The sequence below is a fragment of the Pandoraea norimbergensis genome (genome assembly GCF_001465545.3).
Taxonomy (GTDB): domain Bacteria; phylum Pseudomonadota; class Gammaproteobacteria; order Burkholderiales; family Burkholderiaceae; genus Pandoraea; species Pandoraea norimbergensis.
Genome location: NZ_CP013480.3, coordinates 3718407 through 3741684, shown reverse-complemented (window position 1 = coordinate 3741684; position 23278 = coordinate 3718407). Strand labels below are relative to the sequence as shown.

Annotated in this window: 23 protein-coding genes; 15 read left to right on the top strand and 8 right to left on the bottom strand. The window is 62.4% G+C overall.

All coding sequences use genetic code 11. The features are described 5' to 3' along the window. Window positions 1-16 precede the first annotated feature (16 nt). The gene (locus AT302_RS16395; RefSeq protein WP_058379342.1) at window positions 17-529 is read right to left on the bottom strand and encodes a putative toxin-antitoxin system toxin component, PIN family; all 513 of its coding nucleotides are present in this window, start codon (window positions 527-529) and stop codon (window positions 17-19) included. Between the two features lie 46 nt (window positions 530-575). Between AT302_RS16395 and yaaA the strand changes: the two genes are divergently transcribed. Together yaaA and AT302_RS16385 are read left to right on the top strand one after the other, a co-directional pair. After that, on the top strand, window positions 576-1355 hold the full coding sequence (gene yaaA, locus AT302_RS16390) for a peroxide stress protein YaaA (protein ID WP_058379341.1): 780 nt from the start codon (window positions 576-578) through the stop codon (window positions 1353-1355). A gap of 65 nt (window positions 1356-1420) precedes the next feature. After that, on the top strand, window positions 1421-2578 hold the full coding sequence (locus AT302_RS16385; RefSeq protein ID WP_058379340.1) for a M14 family metallopeptidase: 1158 nt from the start codon (window positions 1421-1423) through the stop codon (window positions 2576-2578). 50 nt (window positions 2579-2628) lie between these two features. Here AT302_RS16385 and AT302_RS16380 read toward each other — a convergent pair whose 3' ends face one another. Further along, window positions 2629-3294, bottom strand: a complete 666-nt coding sequence (locus tag AT302_RS16380; protein ID WP_058379339.1) for a BspC domain-containing protein — start codon at window positions 3292-3294, stop codon at window positions 2629-2631. 43 nt (window positions 3295-3337) lie between these two features. Here AT302_RS16380 and AT302_RS27650 point away from each other — a divergent pair, with 43 nt between their 5' ends. Together AT302_RS27650 and trmB are read left to right on the top strand one after the other, a co-directional pair. Beyond that, window positions 3338-3883, top strand: a complete 546-nt coding sequence (locus tag AT302_RS27650) for a hypothetical protein (RefSeq protein ID WP_157125808.1) — start codon at window positions 3338-3340, stop codon at window positions 3881-3883. After that, entirely contained in the window at window positions 3873-4565 is a 693-nt protein-coding gene (gene trmB / locus AT302_RS16375) for a tRNA (guanine(46)-N(7))-methyltransferase TrmB (RefSeq protein WP_058379338.1), read from the top strand. Before AT302_RS27650 ends, trmB begins: the two co-directional genes overlap by 11 nt. Before the next feature lie 117 nt (window positions 4566-4682). On the opposite strand, the gene AT302_RS16370 is transcribed toward trmB, so the two are convergent. From AT302_RS16370 to AT302_RS16345, 6 genes are all read right to left on the bottom strand, one after another. Then, window positions 4683-5861 carry a DUF2863 family protein gene (locus AT302_RS16370; RefSeq protein WP_058379337.1) on the bottom strand — a complete coding sequence of 393 codons (1179 nt, stop codon included), beginning with the start codon at window positions 5859-5861 and terminating at the stop codon, window positions 4683-4685. 177 nt (window positions 5862-6038) lie between these two features. Beyond that, window positions 6039-6626 (bottom strand): methylated-DNA--[protein]-cysteine S-methyltransferase, encoded by a 588-nt coding sequence (locus AT302_RS16365; RefSeq protein WP_058379336.1) that lies wholly within the window; start codon window positions 6624-6626, stop codon window positions 6039-6041. Then, window positions 6623-8110 carry a DNA-3-methyladenine glycosylase 2 family protein gene (locus AT302_RS16360; RefSeq protein WP_058379335.1) on the bottom strand — a complete coding sequence of 496 codons (1488 nt, stop codon included), beginning with the start codon at window positions 8108-8110 and terminating at the stop codon, window positions 6623-6625. The genes AT302_RS16365 and AT302_RS16360 overlap by 4 nt, the downstream gene beginning before the upstream one ends. Before the next feature lie 217 nt (window positions 8111-8327). Further along, the gene (gene acnA, locus AT302_RS16355) at window positions 8328-11036 is read right to left on the bottom strand and encodes an aconitate hydratase AcnA (protein WP_058379334.1); all 2709 of its coding nucleotides are present in this window, start codon (window positions 11034-11036) and stop codon (window positions 8328-8330) included. A 169-nt stretch (window positions 11037-11205) separates the two neighbouring features. Further along, window positions 11206-11682, bottom strand: a complete 477-nt coding sequence (locus AT302_RS16350) for a hypothetical protein (protein WP_058379333.1) — start codon at window positions 11680-11682, stop codon at window positions 11206-11208. Between the two features lie 560 nt (window positions 11683-12242). Beyond that, complete coding sequence (locus AT302_RS16345) at window positions 12243-13226, bottom strand: malate dehydrogenase (protein ID WP_058379332.1); 984 nt, start codon at window positions 13224-13226, stop codon at window positions 12243-12245. Between the two features lie 332 nt (window positions 13227-13558). On the opposite strand from AT302_RS16345, the gene AT302_RS16340 reads away from it, so the two are divergent. From AT302_RS16340 to leuB, 11 genes are all read left to right on the top strand, one after another. Then, window positions 13559-14410 carry a GntR family transcriptional regulator gene (locus tag AT302_RS16340; RefSeq protein WP_407668851.1) on the top strand — a complete coding sequence of 284 codons (852 nt, stop codon included), beginning with the start codon at window positions 13559-13561 and terminating at the stop codon, window positions 14408-14410. Window positions 14411-14595: 185 nt separating this feature from the next. After that, window positions 14596-15009: a succinate dehydrogenase, cytochrome b556 subunit gene (gene sdhC, locus AT302_RS16335; RefSeq protein WP_058379330.1), complete on the top strand. Its 414-nt coding sequence runs from the start codon at window positions 14596-14598 to the stop codon at window positions 15007-15009. A gap of 1 nt (window position 15010) precedes the next feature. Further along, window positions 15011-15376, top strand: a complete 366-nt coding sequence (gene sdhD, locus AT302_RS16330) for a succinate dehydrogenase, hydrophobic membrane anchor protein (RefSeq protein ID WP_058379329.1) — start codon at window positions 15011-15013, stop codon at window positions 15374-15376. Window positions 15377-15379: 3 nt separating this feature from the next. Continuing rightward, complete coding sequence (sdhA, locus tag AT302_RS16325) at window positions 15380-17155, top strand: succinate dehydrogenase flavoprotein subunit (RefSeq protein ID WP_058379328.1); 1776 nt, start codon at window positions 15380-15382, stop codon at window positions 17153-17155. A 12-nt stretch (window positions 17156-17167) separates the two neighbouring features. Beyond that, a complete protein-coding gene (locus tag AT302_RS16320) occupies window positions 17168-17872 on the top strand; it encodes a succinate dehydrogenase iron-sulfur subunit (protein ID WP_064675097.1) in 705 nt (234 codons plus the stop codon). A 9-nt stretch (window positions 17873-17881) separates the two neighbouring features. Beyond that, entirely contained in the window at window positions 17882-18154 is a 273-nt protein-coding gene (locus AT302_RS16315; protein ID WP_058379326.1) for an FAD assembly factor SdhE, read from the top strand. A 29-nt stretch (window positions 18155-18183) separates the two neighbouring features. Then, complete coding sequence (gltA, locus tag AT302_RS16310) at window positions 18184-19485, top strand: citrate synthase (RefSeq protein ID WP_058379325.1); 1302 nt, start codon at window positions 18184-18186, stop codon at window positions 19483-19485. 280 nt (window positions 19486-19765) lie between these two features. Continuing rightward, the gene (gene leuC / locus AT302_RS16305; RefSeq protein ID WP_058379324.1) at window positions 19766-21175 is read left to right on the top strand and encodes a 3-isopropylmalate dehydratase large subunit; all 1410 of its coding nucleotides are present in this window, start codon (window positions 19766-19768) and stop codon (window positions 21173-21175) included. 55 nt (window positions 21176-21230) lie between these two features. Further along, window positions 21231-21359, top strand: coding sequence for an entericidin A/B family lipoprotein (locus AT302_RS16300; RefSeq protein WP_058379323.1), 129 nt, complete (start codon window positions 21231-21233; stop codon window positions 21357-21359). 137 nt (window positions 21360-21496) lie between these two features. Then, the gene (gene leuD, locus AT302_RS16295; RefSeq protein WP_058379322.1) at window positions 21497-22147 is read left to right on the top strand and encodes a 3-isopropylmalate dehydratase small subunit; all 651 of its coding nucleotides are present in this window, start codon (window positions 21497-21499) and stop codon (window positions 22145-22147) included. Between the two features lie 25 nt (window positions 22148-22172). Next, entirely contained in the window at window positions 22173-23240 is a 1068-nt protein-coding gene (gene leuB / locus AT302_RS16290; protein ID WP_058379321.1) for a 3-isopropylmalate dehydrogenase, read from the top strand. The last annotated feature ends 38 nt before the right edge of the window (window positions 23241-23278 follow it).

Genomic DNA, 23278 nt, shown 5'->3' with positions numbered 1-23278 from the left:
GCGCGATCAGGCCGGCTCAACGTCCCGCCATGAGCAGCGAGACGAAGGCGCTGGCCGTCACGATCCGGAAGCCGAACTGGCGGGCCACGCGGCTGCGTAGTTTCAGCACGGCTTTGTCCTTGCTCACCAGCCAGTGCGCCTGACCGTCGCGGGCGGCTTCGAGAAACTTCTGATCGTCTCGGTCGCGGCACAGCGGCAGTTGCGCGGGCGGCGGGGCGTCCTCGGGCACGACGATGCGCTGCGTGTGGCTGTCGACCCACGCCAGCGCGGCGTCGTTATCCACGGCGCGCGAGACGAATTGCGGGTAGGTGAGCACGATGGCCAGTTCATCGCGGCAGCGTTGCGCCATGAGGGCGGTCAGCTTGTGATCGAGCAGGGCGTCGCGCACGGGGCGCGCGACCGGATCGTCGAAAACGAGCAGGTCGATCCAGACATTGGTGTCGAACACCACGCGCGGCGGCGTAGCGAGCGTATCGAGATGTTCGGCAAAGGCCCGTTCGGCGGGCGAGGCAACAGCGTTTTGAAGCATTGGATAGAATGACGGTTTTCGTTTTCGCAGGAACGCTGCACCCCCTATGATAATTGTTCTCTCGCCGGCCAAATCGCTCGACTACGAAACACCCCCGCACGTGAGCACGCACACCGTGCCGCAATTCGTCGACGAGGCCGCCGAACTGATCGACGGCCTGCGCGCCCTGAGCCCGGCACAGGTTGGCTCGCTGATGAGCATCTCCGACCAGCTCGCCGCGCTGAACGCCACGCGCTACGCCGACTGGACGCCCCGTTTCGATACCTCGAATGCCAAGCAGGCCGTGCTCGCCTTTAACGGCGACGTCTACGAAGGGCTGTCCGCCCGCACGTTGAGCGCGCCGCAACTCGAATTTGCCCAGCGCCATCTGCGCATTCTCTCGGGGCTGTACGGTGTACTGCGTCCGCTCGATCTGCTGCAACCGTACCGGCTTGAAATGGGCACGCGCTTTGCCAACAAGCGTGGCCGCGACCTGTATGCGTTCTGGGGCGAGCGCGTAACGGACACGATCAATACGTCGCTCACCGAGCACCCGGAAACGCGCCGTGTGCTGGTGAATCTGGCCTCGGAAGAATATTTCCGCGTGATCAAGCGCCGGCTGGTCGCCGCGCCGGTCATCACGCCGGTGTTCGAAGACTGGAAGGGCGGCAAGTACAAGATCATCAGTTTCTACGCCAAGCGGGCACGCGGTCTGATGGCGCGTTATGCCATCGAGCAGGGCGTGACCGATGTGCAGCAACTCAAGGCCTTCGATAGCGAGGGTTACGCCTTCGACGACAGCGTGTCGAACGACGCGCTGTGGGTGTTCCGCCGTCGCGTGGCCTGACGCGCACTTACCTTTAGCCCCGGGCCGCGTCCCGGGGTTTTTCATTGCAGCCAGCGAGGCGAGTCATGACCGTATTCATCAGCAGCACGTTCGATAGCGGCGCCATCCACGTGGTGAGCGCCGAGCGCGCCGACGACATTCATGTGCGCATTCCGCAAGACAACGCGGCCGAGTTCTCACAGTGGTTTCATTTTCGCGTGCAAGGGGTGGCCGGTACGCCGTGCCGGATCGTCTTCGACAACGCGAGTGAAACGTCGTATCCGCGCGGCTGGCAGGACTATCGCGCGGTGGCGTCGTATGACCGCGTGACGTGGTTCCGCGTGCCGACCACGTATGACGGCCGCGCGATGACCGTGTCGTTCACGCCGTCGCACGACAGCGTCTATCTGGCGTACTTCGAGCCGTACGCCGAGGAGCGCCATCTGGCGTTGCTCGGTACGGCGCAGAACTCGGCGCTGGTGCGTTCGCGCTCGCTGGGCGCCACCATCGACGGCCGCGACATGACGTTGCTGACGGTTGGCGAACCCGGCGACGGCAAGCGCAATATCTGGGTCATTGCGCGGCAGCATCCGGGCGAGACGATGGCCGAGTGGTTCGTGGAAGGCCTGATGCGCCGCTTGCTGGGCGCAGGCGACTGGGCGGGCGATCCGCTCGCTAAGGCGTTGCTGGCAGAGGCTGTATTCCACATCGTGCCGAACATGAATCCCGATGGGTCGGCGCGTGGCAATCTGCGCACCAATGCGGCCGGGGCGAACCTGAATCGCGAATGGCTCGAACCCGACCTGACGCGCAGCCCGGAAGTGTTTCACGTGCGTGCCGCCATCGAGGCGACGGGCTGCGACATGTTCTTCGACATTCACGGCGATGAAGCGCTGCCGTATGTGTTTGTCGCGGGTAACGAGGGCGTGGAAGGCGCGAGCGAGGCGATGCTGGCCCGTGAGCGCGCGTACATCGAACGCTTCAAGGCCGCGAGTCTCGATTTTCAGGACAAGTTCGGGTATCCGCCGGGCAAGCACGCGGCGGAGTCGCTCAAGCTGGCTTCGAAGTGGGTCGCACGCCGTTTCGACTGCCTCTCGCTGACGCTGGAGATGCCGTTCAAGGACAACGCCAATCGCCCCGATGCCAACGTGGGCTGGAGCGGCGCGCGCAGCGCAGCGCTGGGCGCGTCGATGCTTGCGGCCATCGGGTCGCAGATGCAGGCCGACAAGGCCCAGACGGTTTGATCTGACGACAATGCCGTCACACCGCAATGGCGTGACGGCATCGGCTGCCATCAGTTCGTCGTCTTCTTCTTGGCCGTCGTCGTGCTCTTCTTGGCGGTACCCGACTTTGCTGTCGACTTCGCCGTCGATTTGGTCCCCGACGACTTGGCCGCAGTACTCTTCTTGCCGCTCGACTTACCGGTGGCGTGTGCCGCATTGCCTCGCGTGCCGCGCGTATTGCGGGCGGCACGTTTGACCGGTTGTTCGACCTGCGGCAGCGGCGACGTGTAGTCGAAGCCCATCATGCGGCCATCGGCATAACCACAACGAATGTGGATGTTGTCCGTCTGGCCGTTCGTGCGCTTGCCCACACCATCGAGCTGCACCATCTGCGTCACATCCACACGTTGCTTGCGATCATCGAACGGGCCGTTCCACGGCTCGACTTTCGCATGCTCCGGGTCGAGCGCGGTGTCGCCATAGTCGACACTCTCGTAACCGGGCAACGTCGCGACGACAAAACTCGCATGGGCGGCGCAATCGGCCACCAGCGGGTCGGCATGACGGGTGTTGACGAATTGCTCGACCAGCGCACGGTGCTGTTCGAGCGTAAAGGCTTGTGCCGGTGTCGGCAGGGCCGACAGACACAGCGGCGCAGCGATGGCTGCGAGACCGGCGACTTGGCGCACGGCTCGCATGACCACGCCTGCGGCGCGTTGAAGAAATCGATTCGACATTGCTAGATGTATTCTCGGGGGCGTTTGGGCGGAACCTGACGACATGCCACTCACCGGCACATGGACGCACAACGCTGCGGAGCAATGCGACTGCGCGATGACTCATTCAGTGAGTTCTGCACGCGCGACGCTCGTGAAAGGGCTTAGCCGCTATTTGAAAGACAACGGCGAAAGCGAGTTCAATCTTAACCGAAAAAAAGTCGCCGACGCCCTTCGGACGGGGCGCGCCCGCGTGTTTCGCCGAAGCTTGAAAGTTACGGCGCGCTACAATGCTCGCCATCTTGTCCGTGTTTCGCGCGATTGCACTCGCTGCCAATGGTGGGTAAGTGCTGCGGTCATGCCGGGAAATTCCGGCGATGGTCTTTCGCAAAGGACCGCGATTGTGGCATCGATGTGTGCCGCGCAATCGCTCGAATACCGGCGGTTTTTCCGCGTGTATTTCGCGTTTGGTGCTGTGACGGGACATCGTATTTCGGCGAAGACTTGCACGATCGGTGATCGCGCTGCTCGCTGGTTTCCGCGTTCGTTTCGTTTTACGCCGATGCATTCCGCTCGTTTTTCTTTCTGCTCTTCGTCGCATGTTTGCTAATTCCCGCACCGTCGCCAGCGCGCAGCCCGGCCCGCATGACAAGCTCGCCGAGCTGGTGGCGCGACACCGTGATGCCACGTTTCGCAAGCCGCTCGCAGCCTATAGCGCGGCCGCTTTCGACAAGGCGATTGCCGTCTGGCGCTCGGTGGGTTCTCCACCGCTCATCATCGATGCGGGTTGCGGCGTCGGCGAGAGTACGCTGCACCTCGCGACGCAATTCCCAGATCACTTCGTCATCGGTATCGACCAGTCGGAGAGTCGGATCGTGCGCGGCAAAGATTGGTGGGGCGACGTCTGGCCCGAGAATTTCGTGTGGGTGCGCGCCGATCTCATCGACTTCTGGCGGCAGTTGCTGGCCGCCGATATTCATCCTGCGCGCCATTACATCCTGTATCCCAACCCGTGGCCGAAGATCGGACAACTCGCTCGTCGCTGGCAGGGTCATGCGGTGTTCCCGGCGATCGTTGCACTCGGTGGCGTGCTGGAATGTCGCAGCAATTGGGATGTGTACGTCGAGGAGTTCGCACTGGCCGTCGAGTGGCTCTCGGGCGTGAAGCCTGCGGTGGAAGTGTGGAGCCCCGAGACGCCCGTCACGCCGTTCGAACGCAAATATCTGGCGTCGGGGCATGCGCTGCATCGTTGCGTGGCGACGTTGCCGGGCGCATCACCGACAGGGCAGTGAGGCGTCACGAACACGGAGGCCGCATGAGTGGGCCGTTGCAATAACAAAGGCCATGCGTGATGAGCGCATGGCCTTTGTTTTACCGCCGTGGTTGTGCGCATGTGGCGCACATTGGCGTTAGTGGAAGTGCGGGCGGCTCGGTTCGGCGTCTTCCGGCATTTCGGCGTGTACGACTTCACCGACCGGGTCCGGATACAGCGGCACGCCGCAATCGTCGCAATACTCGGGGTCGAAGCGTCCCGGGTGCTTGCGAATTTCCGTCACGCCGCAGGCTTTCAGCAGGTCGGTCACTTCGTCGAGCGTGCCGCCTTCGACTTCACCGTTTTCACGGCCGTACAACGGCCACACGACGCCGTAAATCACGTCGTTGCTGCCGCGTTGCGTGAAGCCAATGCGGTACTCGTCGATGTTCTGTTCGCCGAAGCCGGCGACCACGGCCCGCAACTCGGTCGGCGTGAGCGTGAGCACGTCTTCGAGGTAGCGCAGGGCCGTGCGAATCGTGTGCGGACGAATGCGTTCGTCAGCCTCGCGGCAACTGGCGTAGTACGCGTCGGGCAGCAGGCATTCGATCTCGCAGCCCGGCAGCAGCGCGTTCAGATTCGGGCCGCCTTGTGCGGTCCACGCCTCCTGACATTGACCGCGCTCGGCGTGACGGGCGTCCTCTTCCTGCCAGCGGAACATCGGCGCGCCCTTGGCCACGACGACCGCAGCGAGCAGGAAACGCGGGTCGGCGAGAATCGGGGCTGTCTCCGGCAGGTCGTTGCCCGGATGCTTCACTTCCGCGTTGTCGACGGCGGCGCGCACGAGTTGTTGCGTGACCTTCCACGACTCGCAGTGCGTGCGCGGCAGTTGGTCGATGCTGTAGAGATACGGCGAGATCGATACGCGGGCCGCGTCGGCCAGCACATGGGCGTGCAGGTGCGCGCGAATCGGCATCAGGGCGTCGTCCTTCACCGGGCCTGAGGGAATCGCGTAGCGCGTCCAGGCGAGAATCGGGATCGCGATGAGCAGGCCGTCCCAATCCTTGCCGTCGGCTTCCGGTTCGGCCGATTCGCTTTGCGATTCGATCAGATCGGCGAGGGCACCGTAGGCCTCGCTGTGATTGGCTTGCAGATGGTCGAGCGCGGCATCGATGGCCGGTTGGTTGCCGGTGCGCAGCACGCGCGTGAGCAGCGTGTCGAGTTGGGCTTCCCAAAAACGGTCTTCGATACGGCTGCCTGAGGCAGCCAGCGCAAGCGCGTGGCCGACCAGCTTTTCAGCGTCGGGGGTCAGTCTTTTGGCGGTGCGTGGGCGCATAGTCGTGCAAAGCAGAAACACATGAACTCACGATTGTACGGCATGCGGCAACGCGATTGAGGGGACGGTTGCCGGCAAGGCAAGGTATTCGCGTGAATACGGGGCACTTTGCGGTGCCCGCGGGTGACATCTTCGGCGTGGGGGGGGCGCAGCCAATGCCCCCGCCGAAGTCAGTCGTCAGAAGTCGAAAGCGAGATTGGCCGGGGCGGAAAGCCGCGTGCGGGCCGTGGCGGCGCTGCGTTTTGTGCCGGCTGCGGTGTCGACGGCGGCCAACGCGGCCCCTTCCAGCGAGAGCAACGCGAGCTTGCGCTCCACGCCGCTGGCGTAGCCCGTGAGCGTGCCATCTGCGCCGATCACCCGATGACACGGCACGATGATCGTTATCGGATTCCGGCCATTGGCGGCACCGACCGCGCGCGATTTGTTCGCATCGCCGAGCGCATGGGCGAGATCGCCGTAGCTGCGTGTCTCACCGAAGGGAATGCGGCACAACTCCGCCCAGACTTGTTGCTGGAACGGCGTGCCTTCGGGGGCCAGTGCCAACGTGAACGTGTGACGTCCTTCGTGAAAGTACTCGTTGAGTTGACGCTTCGCATCGTTGAGCACGGCCACATCGGCACCGTCGCGGCGCTGCGCGTCGTCGTCAGGACAGTACTTCTGACGAGAGAAGTAGACCCCGGTGAGGGCGTCCCCATTCGAGACCAGCAGCATTTCGCCGAGCGGGCTGTCGTAAATGGCTTCGTAAAGCGTGGTAACGCGCGTCATACACAAATCTCCTGCAATGTGACGACCGGCAACCCTGCCGGTCCTTGCGCCGCAGCACGCCAGACGTGCAGCGCCGCGTAAGCCCGCCACGGGGCCCACTGCGCCGTGCGTTCGGCGACTGCGCGCCCATCGGGCACCCCCAAGGCCTGACGCAGCACCAGATCGTCGACCGGGATGGCGTCGGGCGAGCCCAGGGCTCGCATCGCGATGTACTGCGCCGTCCATGGCCCGATGCCTTTGATGGCAAGAAGCGCCTTCACCGTGGCCTCAAGTGGGGCCAGCGGGTCCAGACGAAGCCCGCCATCGACGATGGCCTGCGCGACCCCGTGAATTGCGGCGATACGACTGCGAATGATACCGGCTTCGCCGACCGAGTCGACAGGGACCGCGAGCATTTGTGCGGCGCTCGGAAACGTATGCGTCAAGCCGTCGACGGGGGTGGCCAGCGGCGTGCCGAAGCGTTGCGCCAGCCGTCCCAGCAGGCGCCGGGCGCCTTTGACTGTGATCTGTTGGCCGACGATGGCGCGCACCGCGATCTCGAAGCCATCGACCGCACCGGGCACGCGAAGCCCCGGGGTCGGTACGGCGAGGGCGCCGAGATGCGCGTCGATGATGTCGGGGCGGGCGCCGAGGTCGAAGAGATGGCGAAGCTTGCCGAGCACTTGCGGCACGCACCCGGCGAGGGACGGGGGCAACGTTACCTGAAGGGCGTGGCGATCGGGCAGCGGGGTGATCCGACACCAGCCGACGAGCGTCTGACCGTCTTCGCGTTCGATGCGCAGCGTGCGTGTGTAGGTGTTGCCGTCGCTTAGTTCAACGCCTTCGATGGCGCGATTGCCGAGGAAGTCGAGCAGTGCATCCCACGCGAAGGGCGGACGATAGGCGAGTTGAAAGACAAGATCGCCCTCGGGAATCGCGGCGTGACGGGCGGTCTGGCGCAGGCGTCCGGGGGCAAAGCCATAGCGCGTCTTGAACAGGCCGTTAAAGCGCCTCACGCTGCCGAAGCCGGACGCGAGTGCCACTTCCGTGACGGGGAGTGCCGTATCGGTCAGCAGCCGCTTGGCGAGCAGCAGGCGCTGCGTCTGGGCGTATTCGACCGGCGAGACGCCGAACTCGTCGGCAAAGATGCGGCGCAGGTGGCGCTCCGTGATGCCGATGCGGGCGGCGAGGGCGGGCAGGTCGGCACGATTAAGGAAGCCTTCGTCGATCATGGCGGCGGCTGCGTCGGCCAGTTCGCGGGTGGCATCGAAGCGGGCGACGCCGGGCGCGAGTTCCGGGCGGCATTTCAGGCACGGCCGGAAGCCGGCTTTTTCCGCACCGGCGGCGCTGCCGTAGAACGAACAGTTCTCGAAGCGCGGCGTGCGCACGTTGCACACCGGCCGGCAGTAAATGCCGGTCGAGGACACGCCGACAAAGAACCACCCGTCGAAGCGGCGGTCGCGGGCGGAGACGGCTTTGTAGCAGACTTCGGGATCAAGCGTCATGGTGGGGTGCCCCAGCGGGGGTACGAGAGTATGGCTGTCACTCTACGCGCGAGGCGGAGGTGCTGCTAGTCATTTTCGGACATGACAAGGGGGCGTGCGCCGAGCCCATAAACGACAAAACCCGGCCGAAGCCGGGTTTCATTGGGAGACGGAAGACGCCGAGGCGTCTCCCGTCAGCCCAAGTGTTGCAAGTCGCCGTAACGGCTTATGCAGCCACTTAAGCCGCTGCGAGCAACTGACGCAGCACGAACGGCAGGATACCGCCGTGCTTGTAGTAATCCACTTCGATCGGCGTGTCGATACGCAGCAGGACTTGCACCTTTTGCGTTTCGCCGTTCTTGCGATGGATCACCAGCGTGACGTCCTGTTGCGGCTTGATATCGGCCGTCAGACCTTCGATATCGTACGTTTCTTCGCCCGTGATGCCGAGCGATTGCACGCTGTCCGAGCCCTTGAATTGCAGGGGCAGAACGCCCATACCGACCAGATTCGAGCGGTGGATACGTTCGAACGAGCGCGTGATCACAGCCTTCACGCCGAGCAGTTGCGTGCCCTTGGCGGCCCAGTCACGGGACGAGCCCGTGCCGTACTCTTCGCCGCCGAACACGACCGTCGGGGTGCCTTCGCCGACATACTTCATCGCGGCGTCGTAAATCGACAGTTGTTCGCCGCTCGGCTGGTGAATCGTCAGACCGCCTTCGACGCGCGAACCGTCTTCCTTGGCCGGGATCATCAGGTTCTTGATACGCACGTTGGCGAACGTGCCGCGCATCATCACTTCGTGGTTACCACGGCGCGAACCGTAGCTGTTGAAGTCGGCCTTCAGCACGCCGTTCTCCAGCAGCCACTTACCGGCCGGCGACGTTTCCTTGATCGACCCTGCCGGGCTGATGTGGTCGGTCGTGACCGAGTCACCAAACACGCCCAGGGCGCGCGCACCGTTCACCGGCTTGATGTCGGTGTTCGGGTCCATGGCGAAACCGTCGAAGAACGGCGGTTCGGCAATGTACGTCGAGGTCGGCCAGTTGTAGACCTCGCCCTTCGAACCCTTGATCTTGGCCCACAGCGGGCTCGGCGTCTTCACCGAGTCGTAGTTGGTCTTGAACACCTTCGCGTTCATCGCGAACTTCATCAGCTTGTGGATTTCGTCGCTGGTCGGCCAGATGTCGCCGAGGAAGATCTCCTTGCCGCCCTTGCCCTTGCCGACCGGCTCGGTCATCAGGTCGCGCGTCACGTTGCCGGCGATCGCGTAAGCGACGACCAGCGGCGGCGAGGCCAGGAAGTTGGCGCGGATGTTCGGGTGAATACGCGCTTCGAAGTTACGGTTACCCGAGAGCACGGCCGAGGCGACCATGTCGTTCTTCGTGATCGTTTCGTTCAGTTCCGCCGTCAGATCGCCGGCGTTACCGATACAGGTCGTGCAGCCGTAAGCCGTCACGCCGAAGCCGAGCTTCTCGAGGTACGGCAGCAGGCCGGCCGCTTCGAGGTACTCGGTCACCACACGGCTTCCCGGGGCGAGCGACGTCTTGATGTGCGGGGCGACCTTCAGGCCGGCTTCCACCGCCTTCTTGGCCAGCAGGCCGGCGGCGAGCAGCACGCTCGGGTTCGACGTGTTCGTGCACGACGTGATGGCAGCAATCAGCACATCGCCGTTCTTCACGTCGATGCCGCTGGCCGTCTGGTACGTCGTTTCGAGTTGTTCAGTCGTCTTGTTGAAGCCGTTTTCTGCGGTCGGCTTCGTGAACAGGTCGGCGAACGTCGTTTTCACATGACCGATTTCGATACGGTCTTGCGGACGCTTCGGGCCAGCCAGCGACGGGGCCACGGAGCCCAGATCCAGCTTGACCGTCTTCGTGTAGTCGATCTCGTTCGACTTCGGAATACCGAACAGCTTCTGGGCCTTGAAGTACGATGCGAACGCATCGATCTCGGCCTTCGTGCGGCCCGTGCCTTCGAAGTAGTCGATGGTCTTTTCGTCGACCGGGAAGAAGCCCATCGTGGCGCCGTATTCCGGGGCCATGTTGGCGATCGTTGCGCGGTCCGGCAGCGCCAGGCTGGCCGTGCCTTCGCCGAAGAATTCGACGAACTTGCCGACGACCTTCTCGCGACGCAGCATTTCGGTGATCGTGAGCACCAGGTCGGTTGCCGTCACGCCTTCGCGCAGGCGGCCCGTCAGTTCCACGCCGACGACGTCCGGCGTCAGGAAGTACACCGGCTGGCCGAGCATGCCGGCTTCGGCTTCAATGCCGCCCACGCCCCAGCCCACCACGCCAATGCCGTTGATCATGGTCGTGTGGCTATCGGTACCGACGAGGGTGTCCGGATAGAACACGTTGTCCTTCTTATGCACGCCACGTGCCAGATACTCCAGGTTCACCTGGTGCACGATGCCGTAGCCCGGCTGCACGACACCGAACGTGTCGAACGCCTGCATGCCCCACTTCATGAACTGGTAGCGCTCGTTGTTGCGCTGGAATTCCAGTTTCATGTTCAGGTCGAGCGCTTTCTTCTCGCGGAAGTGATCGATCTGGACCGAGTGATCGACCACCAGATCCACCGGCACCAGCGGCTCGATGCGCTTCGGGTTCTTGCCCTGACGCTCGGCGACGTTACGCATGGCGGCCAGGTCGGCCAGCAGCGGCACGCCGGTAAAGTCTTGCAGCACGACGCGCGCTACGACGAACGGGATTTCGTCGGTGCGATCGGCGTTCGGCTTCCAGTTGGCGAGCTGCTTGACGTGCTCTTCGGTCACTTTCTTGCCGTCGCAATTGCGCAGCACGGACTCGAGCACGATACGGATCGACACCGGCAGGCGTTCGACATTCACTCCCAGGGCTTTGCCCAGTTGGGGCAGCGAGTAGAACTTGCCTTTCTTGTCGCCGCCGAGTTTGAACTCTTTAAGCGTTTTGTGGAGGTTGTGGGCCATGATCTTTCCTTGAGTGATACAGAAAAACGAAGCGGTGTTGATGCTTTTAGTGGGGGCCGGCGTCGTGCGGGCACAGGGGAGTGTGCCCGCGGGCGCGCCGGTACAGCGTAATTACGGTGTGACAGGAAAGTGGCTGGTGCTGCATGCGTCTCTCGTGGCCGGAGACGTCTTACTTCAGCAGTTCCACCGACTGCGTCGGGGCCAGCTTGTTCTGATCGGACATCGCTTGCGTCATGCACTCGTCGGCCAGACGGCTGCCGCCTTCGCGGTGCGTGAAGAGCATCGCCTTGGTCGGGATCACGATCAGGTCGAGACCGCTGGCGGCGTCGAAGAAGCGGTCAGCGCCCGTCGTCGTCACCTGACGCGGCAGCTTGTAATTCCGGCCTTCCCAGAACATCGTCAGAATCTGGTCGCGCTTCATGTCGCCCTTGATGTACAGCTTGTTGTTCTCTTTGCAGCTCCAGAGTTCCGAGCCTTCATCCGGTTGTGCCGGCGCCGCAGCCACCGCGGCTTTCTTCTTCGCCGGCGCCTTCTTCTTCGGGGCAGCCTTCTTGGTCGTCGTGGTGGACGCATCGGCGGCAAACGCAGCCGGCACCATGGCAGCGGAACACAGGGCGACCAGTGCGGTCAGGCAAAGCTTCTTCATGGTGAGTCTCCAGTCGGTAAGAAAACGAAAGCGCAGATTATCGTACGAAGTTCGCGTAGTTCGTCGTCACCATACAAATTTTTTCATTTCCGGACAGGCAAGCGCAGCGGGCGGCGGCGGTACGGACCGGCGTCGCTGATGAATATGTTGCAGTGCGGGGTTGGGTGTCGCGTGGGACCGGGCTGCGACGGGCAGAGGATGTTTGGCGAAACGAACGCAGGGCGGGCAGGGCGGACGTAGAAGGCGATGAGTCCGGTAAATCCGGTGAATCCGTAGCTGTCATCGGCGTGCCGGCGCCCGGGGTTGGGTGCGGCAGGCTTGCGGCGGCATTGAGGATTTGCATTCGCTTGGCCAAAAATTCGCTCTCAGAGTCGCTATCTTATGCGCCAAACGAGGGCGCGTGGAGATGCGCGAAACTTTGTGACTGCGGTTTTTCTTGTCGGTTCAAGACAATCCCTCGACCCGAGGGGGGCAGCACCGGCATGGGGGTAAGCCGCCGGCGCTGTTTCGGCCCCTCGCGATGCTTGTGACATCGCAGAGGGCCGAGGTCTCCGAGGGGATTAGCCCAGCAGATGTGCGACGCCTGCACGCTCTTCTTCGAGTTCCTTGAGCGTGAAGTTCATCTTTTCGCGCGAGTAGGCATCGATCTCGAGGCCTTCCACACGCTTGTACTTGCCGTTTTCGCAGGTGACCGGCACGCCGTAGATGACGTCTTCCGGAATACCGTACGAGCCGTCCGACGGAATACCCATCGTGACCCACTTGCCGTTCGTGCCGAGCACCCAGTCATGGATGTGGTCGATGGCAGCGTTGGCAGCCGAAGCGGCCGACGACAGACCACGGGCTTCGATGATGGCAGCGCCGCGCTTGCCGACGGTCGGCAGGAACACGTCGTTGTTCCACACGTCGTCGTTGATCAGGGCCTTCACGTTCTGGCCGTCGATCGTGGCGAAGCGGTAGTCGGCGTACATCGTCGGCGAGTGGTTGCCCCACACGGCCAGCTTTTCGATGCTGGCGACCGGCTTGCCAGTCTTGGCGGCGATTTGCGACAGGGCACGGTTGTGGTCCAGACGCAGCATCGCGGTGAAGTTTTCCTTCGGCAGGTTCGGGGCCGACTTCATGGCGATGTAGGCGTTCGTGTTGGCCGGGTTGCCGACCACGAGCACCTTGACGTCGCGCTTGGCGACTTCGTCCAGGGCCTTGCCTTGCACCGTGAAGATAGCGCCGTTGGCTTCGAGCAGGTCCTTGCGTTCCATGCCCTTCGAGCGCGGACGGGCACCGACCAGCAGTGCGACGTCAGCATCCTTGAAGGCGACCTTCGGGTCGTCGGTCACCACCACGCCGGCGAGCAGCGGGAAAGCGCAGTCTTCGAGCTCCATCACGACGCCCTTGACGGCGGCTTGAGCTTGCGGGAGGTCGAGCAGTTGCAGGATGACGGGCTGATCCTTGCCGAGCATGTCGCCATTGGCGATGCGGAACAGCAGGGAGTAGCCGATTTGACCAGCGGCGCCGGTGACGGCGACACGCATTGCGGGTTTTGCCATGAGAATCTCTCCAGACGTGTACAAATTCCTGCGAAGCTCAAGATAAGCTCGCCGTCCGGGTGGCTTTTTGCCAGGCTGACAGCGCCGCGTCACATGAAGCTTCTAAAATTCCTTGACCTACGGAAGCTTGCGGGCTGCGGGGTGTGCTGCCATCGACGCGTGCGAAGCGCCGGACTCTCTTATAAGATAGCCATATTGCGGCTGCGCAGGCCCCTGTTAGCCCGCGTCAGTGTAGGAGTGGCCACACTGAATGTCAACTCTATCTTATGTCTTATATAAGACATAGGATTATTGCTGTTATTCGATGGACGAAGGTCTTGATTTGTGGTCAAATCCCCGCCATGAATGCGAACGTTCGCGACACATCCAACACCACGCCGCCTGTCGATGCCCAGCAGCGGCCGGACAGCGCGCGTGACGCCGCACCGGCTCCTCAAGCGCCATCTGGCGTGGCTGCGGCAGGCGCGTCGCCGACGTTCAGCCCGCTGTACCAGCAGATCAAGGGGCTCATTACACAGAGCCTTCAAGCCGGCGAATGGAAACCCGGCGAAATCATTCCGAGTGAAGTCGATCTGGCAGGCCGCTACAAGGTCAGTCAGGGGACGGTGCGCAAAGCCATCGATGAGCTTGCCGCCGAAAACCTGCTCGTGCGCCGTCAGGGGCGCGGCACGTTTGTCGCCACGCACCACGAAGACCGGGTGCAGTTCCGGTTTTTGCGTCTCGCGCCCGATTCGGGCGAACAACACCATCCGCCCAGCCGTCTGATCGAGTGCCGCCGTATGCGCGCACCGGCCGAAATCGCACGTCAGCTCGACTTGCGCGCCGGCGACGGGGTGATTCTGATTCGCCGCATGATGGATTTCTCGGACCGTCCGACGGTGCTCGACGAAATCTGGCTGCCGGGCACGCTGTTTCGCGGCCTGACGGCGGAAAAACTCAATGAATACAAGGGGCCGATGTATGGTCTCTTCGAAGCCGAATTCGGCACGCGCATGATTCGCGCCGTGGAAAAAGTTCGCGCGGTGGCCGCGGACGACGCGACGGCGGATCTGTTGAAGGTGCCGAAGGGCTTCCCGCTGTTGAGTGTGGAGCGCGTCTCCTACACTTACGGGGATAAACCGGTGGAAGTGCGCCGGGGCTGGTATGTCACCACGGAACATCATTACCAGAACGAATTAAGTTGAGAGGGTAGGGCGGTCGAGGGTATCGGTTGGCGTCGTGGCCGGCAGATACCTGATGACTGGAGGCATGAGGGGCGGCGTGTCGTGCGCCGTTGGCAGGAATTTCCGGATCATTGGGAACCGTGATGGTGCATCGCACTAGAAACGGCGCTAAAATCCGGGGCTGATGTAACTACATGGGGTCTAGCATGGCTGAAGTGGTAAAAAAAGAGCGGCCAGTCTACAGGAATATCGGTATCGGACAGATTGTCACGTACCGTCTCCCGCTGGCTGGTATCGTGTCTATCCTGCACCGTATTAGCGGTGTGATCTTGTTCCTTCTGTTGCCGTTCGCGCTGTATTTGTTCGAACAGAGCCTCACGTCGGAACTCAGCTTCGACGTTCTGCGAAGCATCGCCTCCAACTGGTTTGCCAAGCTCGTCATCCTTGCGCTGTCGTGGGGTTTCCTGCAGCACTTCTGTGCTGGCGTGCGCCACCTGCGCATGGACTTCAATCACGACGCCGTGAGCAAGGAAGGCGGCAAGAACTCGGCAGTGGTCGTCGTGGTCGTGTCGCTCGTGCTGACGCTGGCCGTGGCCCTCAAGCTGTTCGGAGCGTTCTAAGATGGCACAGAACAATATTGGTTCCAAGCGCCTGGTCGTCGGCGCCCACTACGGGCTGCGCGACTGGATTGCGCAGCGCATGACCGCGGTCATCATGGCCGTGTACACCGTGATCCTGCTGGTGTGGTTCTTCACCGCCAAGGATTTCTCCTACGAAGGCTGGGCCGGCATTTTCGCGCATCAGTGGATGAAGCTGGCCACGTTGGTCACGCTGCTCGCGCTGTTCTATCACGCGTGGGTCGGTGTGCGCGACGTCTGGATGGACTACGTCAAGCCGGTCGGTTTGCGACTGGCGCTGTACGCGCTGACGATCGTCTGGCTGCTGGCTTGTGCCGGCTACGCCGCGCAGATTCTGTGGAGAGTGTAAAGAATGGCTGCAATTAAAAATTCGCTGCCGCGCCGCCGCTTTGACGTTGTCATCGTGGGCGCAGGTGGTTCGGGCATGCGTGCGTCGCTGCAACTGGCCAAGGCCGGTCTGTCGGTGGCCGTGCTGTCCAAGGTGTTCCCCACCCGTTCGCATACCGTTGCTGCCCAGGGCGGCATCGGCGCTTCGCTCGGCAACATGAGCGAAGACAACTGGCATTACCACTTCTACGACACCATCAAGGGCTCCGACTGGCTCGGCGACCAGGATGCGATCGAGTTCATGTGCCGCCAGGCACCGAACGCCGTGTACGAGCTCGAACACTTCGGCATGCCGTTCGACCGTAACGCGGATGGCACGATTTATCAGCGCCCGTTCGGCGGTCACACGGCCAACTATGGTGAGAAGCCGGTCCAGCGCGCTTGCGCGGCCGCCGACCGTACCGGTCACGCCCTGCTGCACACGCTGTATCAGCAAAACGTCGCCGCTAAGACCCACTTCTTCGTTGAGTGGATGGCGCTCGACCTGATCCGTAACGCCGAAGGCGATGTCCTCGGTGTGTCGGCGCTGGAACTCGAAACGGGCGAAGTCTACCTGCTCGAAGCCAAGTGCACGTTGTTCGCGACCGGCGGTGCCGGCCGTGTGTACGCTGCCTCGACGAACGCGTTCATCAACACCGGCGACGGTCTGGGCATGGCGGCACGTGCCGGCATTCCGCTCGAAGACATGGAATTCTGGCAATTCCACCCGACCGGCGTGGCCGGCGCGGGCGTGCTGATCACGGAAGGTGTGCGCGGCGAAGGCGGTATTCTGCGCAACTCGAACGGCGAGCGTTTCATGGAACGTTACGCCCCGACGCTGAAGGATCTGGCGCCGCGTGACTTCGTGTCGCGTTCGATGGACCAGGAAATCAAGGAAGGCCGCGGCTGCGGCCCGAACGGCGACTACGTGCTGCTCGACCTCTCGCACATCGGTGCCGAGACGATCATGAAGCGCCTGCCGTCGATTCGCGAAATCGCATTGAAGTTCGCCAACGTCGACGCGATCAAGGAACCGATTCCGGTCGTGCCGACCATCCACTATCAGATGGGTGGTATCCCGACGAACTATCACGGCCAGGTCGTGGTGCAGCAGGAAGGCGCCTCGGTGCCGGTCAACGGCTTCTACGCCGTGGGCGAGTGCTCGTGCGTGTCGGTCCACGGTGCCAACCGTCTGGGCACGAACTCGCTGCTCGACCTCGTGGTGTTCGGCCGTGCGGCCGGTAACCACATCGTCGACTTCGTGAAGAATCACGGCGACCACAAGCCGCTGCCCGCCGACGCCGGCGAGAACGCCCTGGCACGTCTGGGCCGCCTCGAAGGGTCGAGCTCGGGCGAGTATGCCCAGGACGTCGCCAACGACATCCGCGCCACGATGCAAAAGCATGCTGGCGTGTTCCGCACTGCCGACCTGCTCAAGGAAGGCGTGGGCGAGATTCTGCAAGTGGCCGAGCGCGTGTCGCACGTCCACCTGAAGGACAAGTCGAAGGTGTTCAACACCGCGCGTATGGAAGCGCTGGAAGTCGACAACCTGATCGAAGTGGCCAAGGCCACCATGATCGCAGCCGAAGCCCGTAAGGAAAGCCGTGGCGCACACGCGCACAGCGATTATCCGGAGCGCGACGACGCCAACTGGATGCGCCACTCGCTGTTCTTCAGCGAAGGTAATCGTCTGGATTACAAGCCGGTGCAACTCAAGCCGCTGACCGTCGACTCGGTTCCGCCCAAGGCGCGGACGTTCTAAGGGATTCGCAAGATCATGAAACGTATTTTTGAAGTCTACCGTTACGATCCGGACAAGGACGCCGCACCGTACATGCAGACCTACGAGGTCGAACTCGACGGTCATGAACGCATGCTGCTGGACGCCCTGGTCAAGCTCAAGAAGATCGATGAAGGCATCGCCTTCCGCCGCTCGTGCCGTGAAGGCGTGTGCGGTTCGGACGCGATGAACATCAACGGCAAGAATGGTCTGGCCTGCCTGACCAACATGAAGGATCTGCCGAACAAGATCGTGCTGAAGCCGCTGCCGGGCCTGCCCGTCATTCGCGACCTGATCGTCGACATGACGCACTTCTTCAACCAGTACCACTCGATCAAGCCGTACCTGATCAACCCCGAGCCGGCACCGGAGAAGGAGCGCCTTCAGTCGCCCGAGCAACGTGATGAGCTGGATGGTCTGTACGAGTGTATTCTTTGCGCATCGTGCTCGACCTCGTGCCCGAGCTTCTGGTGGAACCCGGACAAGTTCGTCGGCCCGGCTGGCCTGCTGCAAGCCTATCGCTTCATCGCGGACAGCCGCGATACGGCGACGAGCGAGCGTCTGGACAACCTGGAAGATCCGTACCGACTGTTCCGCTGCCACACCATCATGAACTGCGTGGACGTGTGCCCGAAGGGTCTGAACCCGACGAAGGCCATCGGCAAGATCAAGGAGTTGATGGTGCGTCGCGCCGTCTAAACATAGATCATGCCGGACACTACTCACCAGTCTGATCCGGTCAAGCGTGCCCGCCTGCGTTGGCGGGCACGTCGCGGCTTGCTGGAAAACGACCTCATCCTCGAGCGGTTCTTCGCCAAGTACGAAGCCTCGATGACCGATGAGGACGTCGGCGCCCTGACCAGGCTGCTCGATTTGAGCGACAACGATTTGATGGATCTGCTGCTAGCGCGTAAAGAGCCCGAGGCGGATCTGGACGGGCCGGACGTGCAGCGCCTGCTGGCGCTTTTGCGTGCCGTGTAGGGGTTTAAGTATTTTTTTGAGGAAGCGATATGACTCCGTCTGATGTTAAAGCCACCCTATCTTTCTCTGATGAATCGCCCAGCGTAGAGCTGCCGATTTACAAGGGTACGATGGGTCCGGATGTGATCGACATCCGCAAGCTGTACGGCCAGACCGGCAAATTCACGTATGACCCGGGCTTCATGTCGACGGCGTCGTGCAATTCCGCCATCACTTACATCGATGGCGACAAGGGCGAGCTGCTGTACCGCGGCTACCCGATCGAACAGTTGGCCACCAACTGCGACTTCCTCGAGACCTCGTACCTGCTGCTCAAGGGCGAACTGCCGAACGCGCAGCAAAAGGCCGAGTTTGTCGACACCGTGACCCGTCACACGATGGTTCACGAGCAGATGAATTTCTTCTTCCGTGGCTTCCGTCGCGACGCGCACCCGATGGCTGTGCTGACCGGCTCGGTTGGCGCCCTGTCGGCGTTCTACCACGACTCGCTGGACATCAATAATCCGAATCACCGTGAAGTCTCGGCGATTCGTCTGATCGCCAAGCTGCCGACGCTCGTCGCCATGGCGTACAAGTACAGCATCGGTCAGCCGTTCGTGTACCCGAGCAACGACCTGTCGTACAGCGCGAACTTCATGCGCATGATGTTCGCCAACCCGTGCGAAGAGTACAAGGTCAACGACGTGCTGGTGCGCGCCCTCGACCGTATCCTGATCCTGCACGCCGATCACGAACAGAACGCTTCGACCTCGACCGTGCGTCTGGCCGGTTCGTCGGGCGCCAACCCGTTCGCCTGTATCGCTGCCGGTATCGCCTGTCTGTGGGGCCCGGCGCACGGTGGTGCGAACGAAGCCGCGCTGAACATGCTCGAGCAGATCGGTTCGTCGGACAAGATTCCTGAGTTCATCAAGCAAGTGAAGGACAAGAACTCGGGCGTGAAGCTGATGGGCTTCGGTCACCGCGTGTACAAGAACTACGATCCGCGTGCCAAGCTGATGCGCGAAACGTGCTACGAAGTGCTCAACGAACTGGGCCTGCACGACGATCCGCTGTTCAAGCTGGCCATGCAGCTCGAAAAGATTGCTCTGGAAGACGAATACTTCGTGTCGCGCAAGCTTTACCCGAACGTCGACTTCTACTCGGGCATCGTTCAGCGCGCACTGGGTATCCCGACGTCGATGTTCACCTGCATCTTCGCGCTGGCCCGTACCGTGGGCTGGATCGCGCAGTGGAACGAGATGATCGGCGAGCCGGATCAGAAGATTGGCCGTCCGCGTCAGCTGTTCATCGGCCACACGCCGCGCGAAGTCGCAGCCATCGACAAGCGCTAAGCGCGTCGATGGCCTCCGGCACGGCCCCCGCTTGCCGTGCCGGCACCGCAACCTTGCTGAAACGGCAAGGCGGTGCGGCCCGCAACGAGCCCTCGTTGCGCTATATTCGAATCCACGGCACACGCTGCCGTGATTCGCACAAATCCCCGGTTGATCGTGCGTTTACCGCCCGGTTTCCCGGGGATTTTGTATTCCGCCGGCGCGAAAGCGCTATGGCATAATCAAAAGTTCCCAGAACGAAATCTGTTCCCAGAACAATATTTAGCCCCGCGTTTTTATCATGGCCCAGACGCTGTATGACAAATTGTGGGATGCACATGTCGTGCATACCGAGGACGATGGCACTACGGTGCTCTACATCGACCGTCACCTGCTGCACGAGGTGACCAGTCCGCAGGCGTTCGAGGGGCTAAAACTCGCGCAGCGTCCGGTCTGGCGTCTGTCCGCGAACCTCGCGGTGTCGGACCACAACGTGCCGACCACCGACCGCACGCAAGGCATCGCCGACCCGATTTCGCGTCTGCAAGTCGATACGCTCGACACCAACTGCGACAGCTTCGGCATCACCCAATTCAAGATGAACGATCTCCGTCAGGGGATCGTGCACGTGATCGGCCCTGAGCAGGGCGCCACGCTGCCGGGCATGACGGTCGTGTGCGGCGACTCGCATACGTCGACGCACGGCGCCTTCGGTGCGCTGGCCTTCGGCATCGGCACGTCGGAAGTCGAGCACACGCTCGCCACGCAGACGCTGCTCATGAAGAAGAGCAAGAACATGCTCGTGAAGGTCGAAGGCACGCTGCCGCGCGGCTGCTCGGCCAAGGACATCGTGCTGGCCGTCATCGGCAAGATCGGTACCGCAGGCGGCACCGGCTACACGATCGAATTCGCCGGTTCGGCCATTCGCTCGCTGACGATGGAAGGCCGCATGACAGTGTGCAACATGGCGATCGAAGCGGGCGCACGCGCCGGTCTGGTCGCCGTGGACGACACCACGATCAACTACGTGAAGGGCCGTCCGTTCTCGCCGAGCGGCGTGGAATTCCAGCAGGCCGAAGCCTACTGGCGCACGTTCCACACCGACGCGGGCGCGAAGTTCGACCACGTCGTCGAGATCAATGCCGCCGACCTGCGCCCGCAAGTGAGCTGGGGCACGTCGCCGGAAATGGTGGTCAGCATCGACGACCGCGTGCCGGACCCTGAGAAGGAAAAAGACCCGGTCAAGCGCAGCGCCATGGAGCGCGCACTTGAGTACATGGCGCTTACGCCGGATACGCCGATGTCGAGCATCAACGTCGACAAGGTGTTCATCGGGTCGTGCACCAACTCGCGCATCGAAGACATTCGTGCGGCCGCCTACGTGGTGAAGAAGTTGGGCCGCCGTGTGGCATCGAACGTGCGTCTGGCGATGGTCGTGCCGGGCTCGGGTCTGGTGAAGCATCAAGCCGAGCAGGAAGGGCTGGATCTGGTCTTCAAGGCCGCCGGCTTCGAATGGCGCGAACCGGGTTGCTCGATGTGTCTGGCGATGAACGCTGACCGTCTGGAACCGGGTGAGCGCTGTGCCTCGACCTCGAACCGCAACTTCGAAGGCCGTCAGGGCGCAGGTGGCCGTACGCACCTCGTGAGCCCGGCCATGGCCGCCGCCGCTGCCATCGAAGGCCATTTCGTCGACGTGCGCCGCTTGGTCTGAGCGCCAGGCATCGATTTATCCGTCGTTTGACAATTTCTTTTAGAGAGACAAAACCATGAAGAAACTGTGGATGCTGATCGGTGCGGTGCTGCTACTGGGCGTGACGGGCTGCAATACGATGGCCGGCCTCGGCAAAGATACGCAGGCTGCCGGCTCGGCGCTCGAAAACGCGGCGAAGAAGTGATGCGACGGCGCGTGTCGTGACGATTCCGGTCTCACCGGACTCACGATATGCGCCTTTGAGATTCCCGGCTGGGGTGGCCTGCGCCAAAGGGCGAAGGATCACACCGCAGCCGAACTGTTTTGATCAGGTGGTTTGTGATGGAAAAATTTACCGTCCATACGGGGTTGGTGGCACCGCTCGATCGCGAGAACGTCGACACCGACGCGATCATCCCCAAGCAATTCCTCAAGTCGATCAAGCGCACGGGTTTCGGCCCGAACCTGTTCGACGAATGGCGTTATCTCGACGTGGGTCAGCCCGGGCAGGATTGCAGCACGCGTCCGCTCAACCCGAATTTTGTGCTGAACCAGCCGCGCTTCCAGAATTCGACGGTGCTGCTCGCCCGCAAGAATTTCGGTTGCGGCAGCTCGCGTGAGCACGCACCGTGGGCCTTGCAGCAGTACGGTTTTCGCGCCGTAATTGCGCCCAGCTTCGCCGACATCTTCTTCAACAACTGCTACAAAAACGGGCTGCTGCCGATCGCGCTGTCCGAGTTGCAGGTCGATCATCTGTTCAACGAGACCGCCGCGTTCCCGGGCTATCAGTTGACGATCGACCTCGACAAGCAGGCCGTGATCGCCGCTGACGGCCGCGCGTATGAGTTCGACATCGCGCCGTTCCGCAAGTACTGCCTGCTGAACGGTTTCGACGATATCGGCCTGACGCTGCGTCACGCCGACAAGATTCGCGCGTATGAAGCGGAGCGGCTTGCCAAGCAGCCGTGGCTCTCGACGCGTCTGCCGGGCTGAGCCCCGCACCCCCTAGGAGAAACGCATGAAAATCGCTGTGTTGCCGGGTGACGGCATTGGTCCGGAAATCGTGAAGGAAGCCGTCAATGTGCTCAATGCGCTTGGCGAGACGTTCGAACTGGAAGAAGCGCCCGTCGGCGGCGCGGGTTATGAGGCATCGGGACACCCGCTGCCCGACGCCACGCTCAAGCTGGCCAAGGAAGCGGATGCCATCCTGTTTGGCGCCGTGGGCGACTGGAAGTATGATTCGCTGGAGCGTGCACTGCGTCCCGAGCAAGCAATTCTGGGCCTGCGCAAGCATTTGCAGCTGTTCGCCAACTTCCGTCCGGCCATTCTGTACAAGGAACTGGCCGCCGCATCGAGCCTGAAGCCGGAAATCGTGGCAGGCCTCGATATCCTGATCATCCGCGAGTTGAATGGCGACATCTACTTCGGTCAGCCGAAGGGCTTCCGTCAATCGCCGGATGGGGCTTTCGAAGGTGCGCGCGAAGGTTTTGATACCATGCGCTATAGCGTGCCCGAAGTGGAGCGTATCGCCCACGTGGCGTTTCAGGCAGCGGCCAAGCGCGACAAGCGTTTGTGCTCGGTGGACAAGGCCAACGTGCTCGAGACGTCGCAGCTGTGGCGCGACACGATGATCGAGGTCGCCAAGCAGTATCCGGACGTCGAGTTGTCGCACATGTACGTCGACAACGCCGCGATGCAACTGGTCAAGGCGCCGAAGAACTTCGACGTGGTGGTGACGGGTAACATGTTCGGCGATATCCTGTCGGACGAGGCCGCGATGCTCACGGGTTCGATCGGCATGCTGCCGTCGGCGTCGCTGGACGCCAACAACAAGGGGTTGTACGAGCCGTCGCACGGTTCGGCACCCGACATCGCCGGCAAGGGCGTGGCCAATCCGTTGGCGACGATTCTGTCGGCGGCCATGATGCTGCGTTACACGCTGGGTCGCGCCGAACAGGCCGATCGCGTGGAGAGCGCAGTGAAGAAGGTGCTGGCGCAGGGGTTGCGCACGCCCGATATCTGGCAGGAAGGCGCGACCAAGGTTGGTACGCGCGAAATGGGCGCGGCGGTGGTTGCCGCGCTGTAACGTTGACGGGGCGTCGGGAGACGCCCCTCAGCGCAATT

What these genes read in the sequence shown, in the direction of transcription:
- AT302_RS27650 (WP_157125808.1), top strand. Translation starts at nt 3,338, where the DNA reads ATGCCACTCACCGGCACATGGACGCACAACGCTGCGGAGCAATGCGAC.
- AT302_RS16300 (WP_058379323.1), top strand. Translation starts at nt 21,231, where the DNA reads ATGAAGAAACTGTGGATGCTGATCGGTGCGGTGCTGCTACTGGGCGTG.
- sdhA (WP_058379328.1), top strand. Translation starts at nt 15,380, where the DNA reads ATGGCTGCAATTAAAAATTCGCTGCCGCGCCGCCGCTTTGACGTTGTC.
- AT302_RS16315 (WP_058379326.1), top strand. Translation starts at nt 17,882, where the DNA reads ATGCCGGACACTACTCACCAGTCTGATCCGGTCAAGCGTGCCCGCCTG.
- AT302_RS16345 (WP_058379332.1), bottom strand. Translation starts at nt 13,226, where the DNA reads ATGGCAAAACCCGCAATGCGTGTCGCCGTCACCGGCGCCGCTGGTCAA.
- trmB (WP_058379338.1), top strand. Translation starts at nt 3,873, where the DNA reads ATGTTTGCTAATTCCCGCACCGTCGCCAGCGCGCAGCCCGGCCCGCAT.
- leuD (WP_058379322.1), top strand. Translation starts at nt 21,497, where the DNA reads ATGGAAAAATTTACCGTCCATACGGGGTTGGTGGCACCGCTCGATCGC.
- AT302_RS16395 (WP_058379342.1), bottom strand. Translation starts at nt 529, where the DNA reads ATGCTTCAAAACGCTGTTGCCTCGCCCGCCGAACGGGCCTTTGCCGAA.
- AT302_RS16350 (WP_058379333.1), bottom strand. Translation starts at nt 11,682, where the DNA reads ATGAAGAAGCTTTGCCTGACCGCACTGGTCGCCCTGTGTTCCGCTGCC.
- AT302_RS16385 (WP_058379340.1), top strand. Translation starts at nt 1,421, where the DNA reads ATGACCGTATTCATCAGCAGCACGTTCGATAGCGGCGCCATCCACGTG.
- gltA (WP_058379325.1), top strand. Translation starts at nt 18,184, where the DNA reads ATGACTCCGTCTGATGTTAAAGCCACCCTATCTTTCTCTGATGAATCG.
- AT302_RS16360 (WP_058379335.1), bottom strand. Translation starts at nt 8,110, where the DNA reads ATGACGCTTGATCCCGAAGTCTGCTACAAAGCCGTCTCCGCCCGCGAC.
- acnA (WP_058379334.1), bottom strand. Translation starts at nt 11,036, where the DNA reads ATGGCCCACAACCTCCACAAAACGCTTAAAGAGTTCAAACTCGGCGGC.
- yaaA (WP_058379341.1), top strand. Translation starts at nt 576, where the DNA reads ATGATAATTGTTCTCTCGCCGGCCAAATCGCTCGACTACGAAACACCC.
- AT302_RS16365 (WP_058379336.1), bottom strand. Translation starts at nt 6,626, where the DNA reads ATGACGCGCGTTACCACGCTTTACGAAGCCATTTACGACAGCCCGCTC.
- leuC (WP_058379324.1), top strand. Translation starts at nt 19,766, where the DNA reads ATGGCCCAGACGCTGTATGACAAATTGTGGGATGCACATGTCGTGCAT.
- leuB (WP_058379321.1), top strand. Translation starts at nt 22,173, where the DNA reads ATGAAAATCGCTGTGTTGCCGGGTGACGGCATTGGTCCGGAAATCGTG.
- AT302_RS16370 (WP_058379337.1), bottom strand. Translation starts at nt 5,861, where the DNA reads ATGCGCCCACGCACCGCCAAAAGACTGACCCCCGACGCTGAAAAGCTG.
- sdhC (WP_058379330.1), top strand. Translation starts at nt 14,596, where the DNA reads ATGGCTGAAGTGGTAAAAAAAGAGCGGCCAGTCTACAGGAATATCGGT.
- AT302_RS16380 (WP_058379339.1), bottom strand. Translation starts at nt 3,294, where the DNA reads ATGTCGAATCGATTTCTTCAACGCGCCGCAGGCGTGGTCATGCGAGCC.
- sdhD (WP_058379329.1), top strand. Translation starts at nt 15,011, where the DNA reads ATGGCACAGAACAATATTGGTTCCAAGCGCCTGGTCGTCGGCGCCCAC.